We start from the raw sequence: 12,809 nt of genomic DNA, 5'->3' as shown, positions 1-12,809 counted from the left end.
TTTATAGAAAAAGAAGATATGTTTGGTCTATTCAAGAAAAAATCGGAAGTAGAAAAATTACAGGAAACCTATAAAAGCCTGATGGAGAAAGCCCACAAAGCCTCTCACCAAAACAGAGCCCTGGCAGATGACCTGATGGCGCAAGCCGAAGAGGTTGCAAAAAAGATAGACGCCCTCAAGAAATAATTAGCTGGTAAATCCAGCTTTTTTTGTGATTTTTTTTGTGCACCATCCTATTTTTTAGTATTAAAAATCTATTTTTTCAATATAATATTTTGTAATGAATCCATTAGCGAAACATGGTACACTTATTGCCGTATACATTCCTAACAACAAATTGTTATGCGCCATGAAAACGTTCAGAATCAATTCATCGCTTTCGGAGAAATTTGTAGGGTTTGTCATTGTGGGTATGTTGCTGTTTTTGTTTGCCGGAAACAGGACTAGCCAGGCTTCTCCGTTTGCTGTTTCCTTTCAGGTTTTCTATGAAGAGCTTAGTCCCTATGGAGACTGGGTAGAGGACCCGCATTATGGGTTTATATGGATTCCATACGCCGAACGGGGCTTTCAACCCTACCGGACCAATGGACATTGGGTCATGTCGACCTACGGCAATACCTGGGTCTCCCATTACGATTGGGGCTGGGCGCCCTTCCACTATGGAAGGTGGTTCTTTAGTGACCTTTATGGGTGGGCCTGGATTCCTGGGTACGAATGGGGGCCCGCCTGGGTCAATTGGAGAACCGGGAGTGGATACTATGGATGGTTTCCCCTGGGACCACGGGTTAGCTTCTACACCTCGTTTCGATTTCCTGTATACAGCCATTGGGTATTTGTTCCAAGGCGACGCTTGCTAAGCCGAAACCTTTTCCGCTATTACCTGCCGGGTAGAAACGTCAACGTCATCTACCAGCAAACGACGGTGATCAACAATACTTATGTCTACAACAATCAGAACTACATTGCCGGGCCAAGTAGACGAGAGTTGCAGCAGGTAACCCGACGAGACGTACCGGTATTCCAGGTAAGGGAAGGACGAAGACCTGGAAGAACCGCCGTAAGCAACAACAACATAGAGTTATACCGACCTCGGATACAGCCTGAACAGGCGCGAAGTCGTAACAGCCAGGCTCAGGCCAGGCCGAGAAACTATATCCCTTCCACCGAGTACCGTAGCAGAAACGCAGAACGGGTTCAACCGGAAAGAAGGGCAATAGTACCCGGTAGCACACCGGCAAATACCGTGAGATCCGAAACACTCAAAGACGGGAATATTCGGGACAGCCGGTCAGCACGGAGCAATCAGGCGGTATCTCCCGCACGAATTGGGTCCGATACCGGCGGCACGCGCGGGGGCGCCACCTATACAAACCGAGCCGTTAGCCCGAATCGAAAAGAGGCACCCGCATCGCAACGATCCCAACCCTATGCCCGGTCCAGGACTACGACCGTCGCTCCTCGGAGCAGTGCACCTTCACAGCCCACGGTTAGATCCGCCCCTTCTCAACCACGGGTAAACGCCAGCAGACAGCCGTCTACGGTACAACGAAACACTAGATCTGCTGCGCCAACGATACAGCGCAGCCGACCGGCCCAAGGCCAGGTTCGGACAGCAAAGCCTGAAAATACCACCCGAATGAGGAGTTCGGCACCGGCTAGCCAAAACAGAACCCTTAGAAGCGCACCGGCTACCCGTTCTACCCGAACCTACCAAAACAGGGGTAGTAGCGGAACACCGCACAGGGTGGCGCCTTCTACGCCAAGAACCCAACGCAGCGCGCCTGCAGCTTCCAGTCAGCGCTCCCGAAGAGGTAACTAGTCGATTGTAGTCACAAAAAAAGGCGGTTTGCAACCGCCTTTTTTTGTGACTAGCCTGGCGGCAGCCCTCAGGAAGACGCCTTTACGGCGTTTTTCATCTTCAAGAGTCCTGTTTTTGCCACTTCCAACGGATCCCTTTCCCAATAAGAGGGATTAAAAAGTTCCAGTGAAAGGACTTTGTCTCCGCCCATTTCCCTCAGATCGCGAAGTATTTGCGACAAAGGTGCCACACCATCCCCAGGATAAACGCGGTCCCTGTCCTGCTGCTCCTCGCGTGGAATGGAGGCCGGGTAATCGTTCATATGGAATATTTCGATGGCTTGACCATGAATGAGTTTCAATCCATCAAACCCGGACCCTCCCCGGTACAAATGATACACATCTGGAAGCAATCGAACATCCGGATCATTGGCCACCGCTGCCACCATCAAAATCTGACCCAGGTGATGAAAGGGTGCAAAGGCCCCCCAAAACTCAAGTTGGGGCATCACGCCCGTCTTTCTACCCAAATCCAATAACGCCTTGTATTTTCTCCCAGCCGCCATCAAATCGACTGGTGCCTCCGCCCCAATACCCGGTGCGGCTACCCTGTAGCAGCCTATTTCTGCAAGCATGTTCATTTCTTCCTCCATCTGCCGAAAACCTGCCTTGCTTTTGGATTCATCGGAAGCCATCCAGGGAGCAAATCCAATGGCATTTTCCACGCGGAGCCCATGCTGCCGAAAGAGTTGCTTTAATGCTTCTGTACTGTGTCCTTCCGAAAGAAACTTCTTTACATCGTCTACCCAGACCTCGATACCATCGTATCCGGCTTCTGCAGCAATCTCTATGTACCGAAGCAGTCCCGGCTGCTGACCGCGGATGGTACTGGTGTTTAGGCAATAACTAAACGTAGATTTCTTTGGGGAACTGGAAAAGGCGGGAGCCGGAGCAAATGCTCCCAGGGCACCCAGGCCCATACACTTCACTACATTTCTTCTGTTGGTCTTCATGTGTTTTTGGGAAACATGGAATGGTTATTTGATCGAAAAAACGCCCGATAGGCGGTTAAATCTACAAAAAAAATTGCCCATTCCAGCTTCTCACCCTTGAGTCAATCAATTCTTTTCGAATCGAAAGAACTCTTCGCCCCGAATGCCAATATAAATTCCCTGTGGCAAGCGGTCAATTTCCAGGCGATTCAGGCAGGGGGCGTCGGTGACACATTTTATCAAATTTGTCTTTTCCCGCCCAAATAGGTCATAGATCCGAATTTCTTCCTCGCAAGAATCGCCCCCATCCAGCCAAAGCTCCCTATCGGAGGGATTGGGATACACCTTCAACTCCCTGGGTTGTCTTCGTTCAAAATTTGCTGCCCAAACCTCCGAGTAGGTGGTCTTTCCATCCTGATCCACCTGCCGAAGCCGAAAAAAGACATTTCCATCTCCTGATAAGGGCAAAAAATGGCGATAGGTAGTGGTTTTGCTCGAAAACCCTGCTCCTTCCACTTCTCCCTGTACGACCCAGTTTTTACCGTCGGTCGACGATTGTATCTGGTAGTACCAGGAATTTTTTTCGGAAGCAGTGGCCCACTTCAATGCAATCCCCTTTCCCTGGTGTACCGTACCGGAAAAATTCAATAGGTCAACCGGCAGGAATATTTGCTGAACCTCTATGGTAACGAGGGCCTCGTCGCATTGCAAACCACCGGCTCCACAAATTTCGTAGGTAAACTGATCCATTCCAAAGAACTCCGAATTGGGTGTGTAGGAAATGGTGCCGGTATTCGTGTCCACGGACAGCGAGCCATTCGCCGGATGTGCCAAAATGGTCAGGTACGTAGGATCCAAAAGACCCTCTGGCAGATCGTTTTCCAAAACGTTTAAGACAACTGGTTCCTCCATCGTGGTGACACCTTCGTCGTTATTCGCTGCAACAATATCAAAGACCCCTACCTTGTAAGCAGCAAAGGCCAAATCACTACTTCCATTTAGCCGGTACCGGAGGCTTCGCACCGTTTCGTAGTTTCCCATGTTGATACCAAAGGACTCGAGATCTGCCACCCACAAACGTAAGTCCCTTGATTCATTGGTAAATGCAGCCGAATTTCCATTCAATTCGTAAAAATCCGCTATCCATTGCCCCAAAACCGCTATCCCATTGTGATTAATGGTCAGCGAATTACCCACCTGATTTCCGGACGCATCGGTAAGAAATATCTCATCCAGGGTGCCACTGGGGTTTGCAAACTGGGTAACCAGGATATCCGGAATTCCGTCACCTATCTGCAAGGGATCAATAATTCCCGAAAAATCGAAAATAACATTCCCTGCGGCAACATTGGCTACCCCGGTACCGTAATCCAAACCCTGAAGACCATCTGTAAGAAATCCAGCAAGGTTTGGGGGTACAGAAAAAGGCGGTGGACTGGAAATTCCATCATTCACTCCATCGTAAATCTGACCCAATCCAATATACGTCCCCGAACTTTTCGCTTGCACATTCCGTACCGGAAAGGCTTGGTATACCTGGGGAGAATAGGAAACGCCCTCCAATGTCATTTGTGAATCGTTCACCCCGGTGGAATAAACCGTTCCTTGCCAGGTAAATCCAAGCAAATGGTGCGAGTCGTCCGGTTGCACGGGATTAATAGCGCCGGTGGCCGATGTCCAAAAGCCGTCATAATCGGTGTAAATTCGGGTGGCACCGCCATGACTTTGGGAAAAGGCAGATAGATGATTGACCAAAAAGGCAGCAACGATCCAGGTAAAAACTTTCCAATGAGAAAGTTTTTGCCGATAAAAAAACGTCCGCGGCATGATCGAATTGACCATTATTTTTTGTTTTCGCTACCCTTCAACCAATCTATGCAAATAATTGAATTTCTTACAAACGAAATTGTCGATCACAAAATTATTAAGCACTATTTATTAGATTTGGAGCATAAAATTAACCAAAAAACGGATAAAAATATAATTAAATTCTATAAATTACCATAATGATTCGCAGGCGACCTGCACTGTCCCGATCCAAAAACCGACCATGGTGAACCCCGAAAACAAAAAATTGTCTCCTGACATAAAAGGAAATAGCCCCCTCTTATCGATTCTTAAACTAGTGTTGGGCCTGTTGATCCTTAGTTCAGCCGCTAGTTTCTGGAAATTCGGATCCTACCTGTCTCCCGACTCCCTGAGTTATGCAAGACTCAGCGAGGGCTTTCCCTACTTGCTTTCCTCCTTGTCCCCATTTTATCCTTTCCTTCTATCCCAGCCTCCCCTTTCTCTCATTCCGCTTATTGACAGGATCCTGGTGCTGAATGTACTGGTATTCGGGGGAGCGATTTGGATGGTCGTTAAAATCGCCAGGAAGGCGGGCGATTATTTTTTGTTGATATTCTATACGTTCGGGATCAGCCTGCTGTCGTGGTGGTCCTTCCGGGTAATCGGAAGTGCCCACGCCGACAGCCTTTTTTACCTACTGCTACTCCTTTGGCTATACCTGTTCGTTTGGGGAAATAAGGGAGAAGACTACTACTTACCAGCAATAGCTAGTTTGTCTGCCCTGTTGATCTGGGTAAAACTCAATGCCTTGTTTTTAATCCCTTTTTTGGTGATTTGGAGTTTTATCGAGCGTAAAAAAGGCTGGCTTTTGATCGCAGGTACCACGCTGCTCTCCTGGTTGGTTTACCAATGGGCGATCCCGGAAAACATCCTTTCCTACCACCTGGGGGATTCCCCATTTCCCATCGCTAGTGGACTGGATGCGGCCCCTTTGTTTTATGAAAACTTCGCGACCTGGATGCAGGTAACGCTGGGGCTCGTCGTTTCCGATACACTGAGCCAATACATACCGAGAATGCTCGCGTTTGTACTGGGAATAGCCTGGCTCGCTTTTCTCGTCCTGTTTCTGATCGGCCATAAAAATAAATCAGGCAACAAACGATATGCCCTATTGCTTTTCGGCACCATCTACTCCCTGTTTTTTCTGGGTTTTCAACAGTGGTCCGGTTTTCGAGAAGTCAATTACCGTACGCTATTTCCTTACCTACTGGTAGTTTCCTGGTCGCTATGGCTATTTTTACTTCGAATTAAACGGCCGAAGATGCTGCTCCTTGTAGCACTGCTTGTGGCCGGTCATACCCTGGTCGGCCACCTGTTGCTTTGGCAACGGGAAGACGTTGCATCCCTTGTGGAAGCCCGTTCGTTTCACCACAGTGACTTGAAAAGGAATATCGTAACCCTGCTCAAAGGCAAGCGGATAGAAATACGAACAGACTACCCCGAAAAGCTGATGCTGTCTTATCGAGACAAAGAGGTGATTCGTCTGGACCCTGCATTTGCGTTTATCAACGGAAAAAACGAACCGCTAGCCCCGGACAAAATGCTGGAGCAGCGGCAGGAATCCCTAAACTCCCTCATGCAGGGGACGGCGGTGATCGTCCTTTTCAGACCGGACTCTTTTTGGAAGCAAGTGGCTGAAAACCCTTCCGTTCATCGCCTTATAGATGGGGAAACACTGATCCTTTACTCAGCGAGTTTACCGAAGTAGATACATTTTCCCGTACCCTTTTTTAAAGGCTTTATCGCCTGCACTATCCCGAAGCTCCATAAACTGTCCATTTTTCCTGACCAATACCCGGTAAATGTACACGCCATTGGCCAACTGATCGCCAAATTCATCTTTTCCATCCCAGGCATAGGCAGAAATATTGTTCCCGATAGTTACCGGACCCAACTCATCCTGGAAAATTTCCTTTACTACCTTGCCACTAACGGTCATGATTTGGATCTTTATCTCGTCCGGAATTTCAGCCCCAGTGAGCGTAAAAACAAAACGCACCCGGTTACTAAAGGGGTTGGGGTAGGGATAAAAATGCGTAATTTGGCTTTCGTTGATCACTTCGAAACTTACCTCGTAAGGTTCCGTTCCTGCCTGATTCCCGGATGCATCCATCGCATTGATTCGCAGGGCATACCGGCCATCCTCCAGGGGACCGGGTTGGAATTCAATTTTAAAATCCGCATTTTCGGTAGCCTCGAACCACTTCACCCTCGGATCACTAAAGGAAATTTTTTCAAAATCACAGGTTTCACAGGGCTTGCGTAACAGGAGTTCCATCCCCAATGTATCCTTTTTTAGTGCAATCTTGTTTTCGTCCTTTACGAGGGCAGAAATGATCACGTTTGGCGACACAATATCGCCATTCATGATGTATCGTCCGTCAAAGTTGACATCCAGTACCGGGTTTAGATCATCTCCCTGCACCTTAAAAAATCCGGGCAGATCCAACACGTTGTTTCTGTACAACTGTTCCGGGAAAATCCGGGGGTTGGCAAAAACGTTCAGGGAATTACTTCCCGGCCGACCCCTGGAATCGAATGGCAGGGTAAAGGCAACTGCCTCACCGGCTTGCGCGGGCCCAATTTTCAGACTACTTCGCTCGATACTTCGCCGTTCCTGATTCTGAAAGGTATAATCAATGGTGATCGAATCGGGAAACGAATGCCTGGAAATATTTACAAATTCGAAGGCCAACTCGTCTTCCTCCCCTTCCCGAAGGATCGATTCGTTTCGTTTATCTTTAAGTACCAACACCCCTTCTGGCACACCGGTATAATTAACCTGCCATTTTGCCAATTGGGGTAAGGAGTTTTCCGGTAGATCCTCCAGGGAATACCTTAATCTCAGGAAGGGGTAGTCGGTTGCACTAAACGCGGAAAGATCCAGCGGTGCGTCTCCAACATTTGAGCGCAGCGACACTTCCCCTCCCTCCGGCGTAACGCCGACCACATCCATACTACCCGTTTCGGGGAGATAGTGCTCTTTCCCGTTGATTTCATTAAAAAAACTAACCCAATCTGCCGCGGGACCAATTTTGGGAGACAAAATTCTTCCCGATGGAAAGTACCCCGTGATAGCTGTTTCAAAATTAATCACCTGGGAATCTCGTGGTAATTCGGCGTCGGTATCCGGCACCACCTCAATCGCTTCCCCCGGGTTCATGCCTTTGCGACCGAATAGAATATATGGGTCTCCTGTTTCCAAATTTCGCAGGGTGGCCTCGTTAGCCCCCAATTCTTTTAATTTTAGATAGGCCGCATCCGGCCAGTCTGAAAAGGTGACATTGCCTACAGAAAAAATAATCACGTAATCGTCCGGTTTCGTGCCGTCCACAAAATCCAACAGCATGGTCTGCCCTTCCCCTACAATGGATGCATTGCGAATACTTTGGATTACTTGCGGTACCCGACCGCAGGATCTGGGATCCAATACGTCAACAGTCACCAAAGGAACCGGCAAATAGGGTTCGAGGGTCTGGTGGTCAAAGGCCATGAGTCCGAGGGAGCCATTCGGACAAAACCGATTGAATGTATCCAAAATATACGCTACCCCATTCAGCATGATTTGCGTGTTTTCCACGCTGTATCCCTCGGTATCGGCCCCAAAGGTAAACACGTCAATATTCAGCGCGGTTTCCTGAAATTGCCATTCCCTTTTGGATAAATCAAGCGTAAGCTGATCCAGTTGATTGCCGGCAAACTGCGGGAGGCGCCGCTGGGTCCAGCCCTCAGGACCGTTTTGAATAAAGGAAAAACTGCTTGTATTCCAGGCTGCATTTTCGCCATCCCTGGGCTCCAAAAACCGGGTTCGCCAATAAAACGTCAGGGAGTCCTGTAGGGGAAGGTCCTCAAACAGGTCCACAGCCCACCTGGCCAGATTATCGGTAGTGATCCGAACTTCCTTTCTTCTCGGACTGGAAAAATCAGCCGCCGTATCCAATTGGATGACCAGGTTTCTTTCTTCCCGGGCAAGACCCGGTATCTGCGCCACCAGTTCAAAAGAGCGTTCGCTGACGATGCCAAACTCCAGGGGAAACAAATTTAACGTACCGCTCAATGGAACGAAAAAAGAGACCGATACGGAATTGTTAGCGAAAGTCATTTCGTCCGGTTCACGTCCCTTGTTCAGCGCAACGGTAAAGAGGTTGTCACCAAAAGAATTGATTCCCGTGTTAGGAATGGTTATAAAAAGGCTATCTTTTCTAAAAACAGGACGGAGATTTCGGGTATCGAGTCGGGTCAAGGTGCCGTCAGGCAATTGCCGTTCGATGTCCAGCGTCACCGAATCCAAAAGCACCATTCCCAGATTTCTGGCCACCAGAGATAGCTCCAGGGAATCAGACAGGGAATTCAAGGGATCACCGCCCAGTCCCCGTAGCCGGACTTCATCCGGGTACAGGGCATAATCGGGCTTATTTGCGGGAAACATTCGGGCAGCAGGGTCTCCCAACATAATGATTTGGTTTGCGTGCGATTGATTCACCTCCGAGGTTCCATACCGGCTATACAGTAGTTTTTCGGCCTCTATTTTGACTTTCCCCAGGCTTTGGTGAATCAGGGAAGAATCGGCAAACGCCCGCGCATAGAAGGATTCACTGTACCGTCGTAAATACACATCGATGCCAATGTCGGCATGTGCCAGAAAATTGGACGCCCCCCTTTCCGGAGTCACGATCCAGTCCTCCCCGAAGGTATAGGCATCCCCGTACGCATTTCCGGCATCACAACCGTTCAGTAAAAGCACCGGGTATTTCCCTTTGTTTCGGTAACCCATTTCATTCACACTGGCAAATCCGATATCGATATCGGTAGTAGAAGGAGCCGCATGCCCAAAAAACGTAACCAATCCTACACCCTGATTGATCTCTTCCGATATATTGATTAGCTCCGTTGTTGCATTGGATCGCTTTCGGACGGTGGCAACATTGCCTCCCAAATAAATATCCTCGGCGACAGCTTTAAACCCGTTTAGAAAATTAAAAAAACGCTCCAACTCAAAAGCCGACCGCCCCCCACTGAGATGAATCAAGTCCTTTTGCCAGGGCTCGGTGACTCCCAGAGCGTCTTTTTCCTTCATTTTGTCCAGGTAGGCGCCCACATCATCCGGAGTTCTGGCAGGAATGCGTCCGATACTGATCCGTTGTTCCAATGGAGACCCTGGATCCAAGCCGACGACGTAGCGGTTATCGGAATAGGGATAGCCGAAAGAGGGAATTAATTCCTGAAAATCGAAAAGGTCCGGGTTTGTCCGGTAAAAATAAGTTACTCCTCCTTGCCTTCGGGTATTGATCATGCCATACGCCCTCCCAATTAACAGTAGGTATTCCGGACTGAATCGGCTTTGGTACGCCTTCAAAAAATTACGAATGCCGAGGGGCGTTCTTTCTCCGTAGGAAAACTGGTCGTATAATTCCTGAACGGTGACCGTCAGGGTATCGAACCCACCGCCCGCGGGCGTGGCCCTGTACGAAGCATAAGCTCCCACCGGATCTCCATAATTTGCGGCAGGTCGACGTAGCAACGCATGCGTGATTATCAGATAATTGGCATTTTGTGCTAAAAAATTTCTGAACCTTACCCGTTTCATCACATTGATTTCCTTCACCAGGCGCTGGTTTTGAACCAGTACGCTGGCGGGCTTTCCGGGAAGGCCGGTGGGGAATTCAAGCAAATCTCCCGACCGCTCCATTTCCAATTTTATTGGATTGTCGGGATCTTCCATATCATAAGCCAGGTAGGAGTCATCGAGTCCTGACAATCGCATTTTGCCACCGCCATCATCTAGTCCAAAGGTTTCTTTCTCAAAATCACCTTCCTTTCCGGAGCCATGGTAGGTAACCTTGCAATAGCTTACCGAGATGTTGTCAATGGCATTATTGTCCCCCAACGAGGTAATCCGCACCACTAAATCTCCCTGTGGAGAGATGTCAGCAACCGTTAATTCTTCTTCAATCCGCCGAATCTCATAGTCCTTGAAATCATAATTCCCCAATTCTCGAAGCGAATTTTCAGAAGGCCCTACCCGAACGGAGGTAAGATGAGGCGTTCCCGACCTTCCCAAAAGGCTTAACTCGAGCCTAGGTGGCACCGCCCCCGATACAGCTGCCAACCCCGTATATAGGATGGACCTGCTAAGTCCCCTGGATACGATGGAAGAAGTCCATCCCTGACCCTCATCGTAAACCGATAGGCGAACACCGGGAAAATATACTCTCCCCAGAGAATATTGCTCTACAAACGAAGAAAGGGCTGTTCGTTGGAAGCTACTCACTTCTTCCCTACCCTGATCCAGCGCTACCACGCGCATCCTTTGCCCCCGCTGCCCTGGGGTAATGGTTAAAAAAAACGCCGTCGTATCGGAGTGGGTATTGTAATAGGGGTTTGGAATCCAATCCGGATTCTCGTAGAGTTGCCGATCCATGCTGGCATCGTTTCGCTTTCCAATAAACTCCAGGTAATCCCCCTGGTCAAAGGAGCCATCCCCTTCCCCCGATAGGTGCACCGCCACTTCTTTTCCTCTGTGAAAAACGCGAATTTCCCGCGGATCGATCGATTCTACCGGAATACCCGACGCAGCAAGCGTGGTGTAGCTCAACCGAAACACCCCGTCCGAAGCCGTGGGGATTTTATAGTAATCGCTACCAAAGTCAATCCACTGATTATCCTGCCCCGTAAGGAGCGCATGCGTGGAGAAAAAAACCAGCAACATACAGCATCCTTTCCGCAACAGATCACTCATTTTCCCACCCGCTATATATTCTGAAATCATCTTTTAATGGGTTCAACGAAACCTTTACACTAAAAACATGCGAATAGGGAGTCTCCGAAATACTCCCTATATCGGTAAGCGCATAATCTACCAATACCTTTTCACTCAGGCGGAACCCCAGGCCAAAACCTGGTTTCAGGGAAGTGTACGAGGACCCATCAAAGTTTTTCAGTCGCTGCACATTTCCCGCGCCCATCCGAAGGTACGCGGTTTCCTTGTAGGCCAGTTCCATACCGAATCGGGGATCTACATTGAACAGGCTGCTTCCATACAAGGAGTTGCGTTGCCCGTCAAACGAGAAATCCAGATCCAAAACGGCCAACAAGCCAAGATCCATTCCAAGTTCAAAACGTTTGGCCAGGCTAAAAATGGCCTTGGGCAAGGTAAGTTCGATGCTATTTACCGGTATCTCGTTCTGGGTTTGCGCATAGATATCCCGGACCATCGCGGCATCGTGCGACCAGGCATTGAAGGTAGTCGTGACATCCCTGGCCATAAAGCCAAACCTCCAGCCATTGACCAGGTAAATGGCGCCAAAATCCAGCCCAAATCCCCATGCTTTTGCAAATTTACCAACATTGCGGTGAATGATTTTTGTATTTACACCCATCTTGAAATGATCGCTCATGTCCCGTGCGTAGCTTAAAATCAATGCATAATCCGCCGCATTAAAGTATTGAATATTGTTATAATTCAACGCACCGTTCGCATCGTACAAAAAACGGGTATCGGGAATATCGTCCACGCCAAATCGGATAATGGATACCGCTACCTGATTGTCCTCCTGTATATTGGTGGTATACGCGGCGTAATCATACGAGGCAATCCCTGCAAAATATTCCGCATGCATGAGCGAAAACTCGTGTTCGTGAGCCACTCCCAATAGTCCGGCAGGGTTCCAATAGGCCGCGGTCACATCCTTCACGGCAGCCACCTGAGCCCCACCCATACCCAGGGCTCTGGCACCTATCCCTATGGTCAGAAATTCATTGGAGTACTTGGGCGCTATCCCCTGAGCCTTAACGGAACCACACAGCACCAAACCTACCCACACATAAAAATAAGCCCTGGAAATCATAAGTTTAAATAATAATTCCACTGCAAAGTAAAAAGAAAAAATCAATCGAAATACGCAGCAAATGGAAAAATTCAGCCAGATCGTGTGCGTAATGTTCAAAAGCGAACAAAAAACTGTTCGGAGTTTGGGTTTTTCAATGCGTATTTCAACCTGACTCGTGAATCGGTAATAATTAAGAGAAAATTATCCCTGCGTCTTGGCTAATGATTTATGTCCTTAATAGCTACTAAACAGTCGTTTATAACGTCGCTATCCTTAAAATCTCTGTTCCGGCAACACAGTTCCGCGTACCGGCAGGTAGCCGGAAAAAAATTGGTATTATTTT

The 12,809-nt window shown here is 48.6% G+C and carries 7 protein-coding genes; 3 read left to right on the top strand and 4 right to left on the bottom strand.

Annotated elements, in window-relative coordinates; translation table 11 throughout:
- Nucleotides 1–18 precede the first annotated feature (18 nt).
- Nucleotides 19–186, top strand: a complete 168-nt coding sequence (locus GCU44_RS13825) for a Lacal_2735 family protein (protein WP_143057618.1) — start codon at nucleotides 19–21, stop codon at nucleotides 184–186.
- 163 nt (nucleotides 187–349) lie between these two features.
- Nucleotides 350–1,819, top strand: coding sequence for a DUF6600 domain-containing protein (locus GCU44_RS13820; protein WP_154856922.1), 1,470 nt, complete (start codon nucleotides 350–352; stop codon nucleotides 1,817–1,819).
- A 67-nt stretch (nucleotides 1,820–1,886) separates the two neighbouring features.
- Here GCU44_RS13820 and GCU44_RS13815 read toward each other — a convergent pair whose 3' ends face one another.
- Together GCU44_RS13815 and GCU44_RS13810 are read right to left on the bottom strand one after the other, a co-directional pair.
- Nucleotides 1,887–2,810 (bottom strand): sugar phosphate isomerase/epimerase family protein, encoded by a 924-nt coding sequence (locus GCU44_RS13815; protein WP_154856921.1) that lies wholly within the window; start codon nucleotides 2,808–2,810, stop codon nucleotides 1,887–1,889.
- A gap of 105 nt (nucleotides 2,811–2,915) precedes the next feature.
- The gene (locus GCU44_RS13810) at nucleotides 2,916–4,631 is read right to left on the bottom strand and encodes an Ig-like domain-containing protein (protein ID WP_154856920.1); all 1,716 of its coding nucleotides are present in this window, start codon (nucleotides 4,629–4,631) and stop codon (nucleotides 2,916–2,918) included.
- 208 nt (nucleotides 4,632–4,839) lie between these two features.
- Between GCU44_RS13810 and GCU44_RS13805 the strand changes: the two genes are divergently transcribed.
- On the top strand, nucleotides 4,840–6,345 hold the full coding sequence (locus GCU44_RS13805) for a hypothetical protein (RefSeq protein ID WP_154856919.1): 1,506 nt from the start codon (nucleotides 4,840–4,842) through the stop codon (nucleotides 6,343–6,345).
- Here GCU44_RS13805 and porU2 read toward each other — a convergent pair.
- Both porU2 and GCU44_RS13795 read right to left on the bottom strand, forming a co-directional pair.
- Entirely contained in the window at nucleotides 6,334–11,406 is a 5,073-nt protein-coding gene (gene porU2, locus GCU44_RS13800; RefSeq protein ID WP_241684953.1) for a putative type IX secretion system sortase PorU2, read from the bottom strand. The genes GCU44_RS13805 and porU2 overlap by 12 nt on opposite strands.
- On the bottom strand, nucleotides 11,369–12,484 hold the full coding sequence (locus GCU44_RS13795) for a putative type IX sorting system protein PorV2 (protein WP_154856918.1): 1,116 nt from the start codon (nucleotides 12,482–12,484) through the stop codon (nucleotides 11,369–11,371). Before GCU44_RS13795 ends, porU2 begins: the two co-directional genes overlap by 38 nt.
- Nucleotides 12,485–12,809 lie beyond the last annotated feature (325 nt).

This window comes from Cyclobacterium xiamenense, from assembly GCF_009467825.1.
GTDB classification, from domain to species: Bacteria; Bacteroidota; Bacteroidia; order Cytophagales; family Cyclobacteriaceae; genus Cyclobacterium; species Cyclobacterium xiamenense.
Note: the sequence above shows the minus strand (reverse complement) of the source record. Positions and strands in the feature narration are given on the sequence as shown.

Bases quoted from the DNA above. Each gene is read 5' to 3' on its own strand.
- GCU44_RS13825 (WP_143057618.1), top strand. From the start codon at position 19: ATGTTTGGTCTATTCAAGAAAAAATCGGAAGTAGAAAAATTACAGGAA.
- GCU44_RS13820 (WP_154856922.1), top strand. From the start codon at position 350: ATGAAAACGTTCAGAATCAATTCATCGCTTTCGGAGAAATTTGTAGGG.
- GCU44_RS13815 (WP_154856921.1), bottom strand. From the start codon at position 2,810: ATGAAGACCAACAGAAGAAATGTAGTGAAGTGTATGGGCCTGGGTGCC.
- GCU44_RS13810 (WP_154856920.1), bottom strand. From the start codon at position 4,631: ATGGTCAATTCGATCATGCCGCGGACGTTTTTTTATCGGCAAAAACTT.
- GCU44_RS13805 (WP_154856919.1), top strand. From the start codon at position 4,840: ATGGTGAACCCCGAAAACAAAAAATTGTCTCCTGACATAAAAGGAAAT.
- porU2 (WP_241684953.1), bottom strand. From the start codon at position 11,406: ATGATTTCAGAATATATAGCGGGTGGGAAAATGAGTGATCTGTTGCGG.
- GCU44_RS13795 (WP_154856918.1), bottom strand. From the start codon at position 12,484: ATGATTTCCAGGGCTTATTTTTATGTGTGGGTAGGTTTGGTGCTGTGT.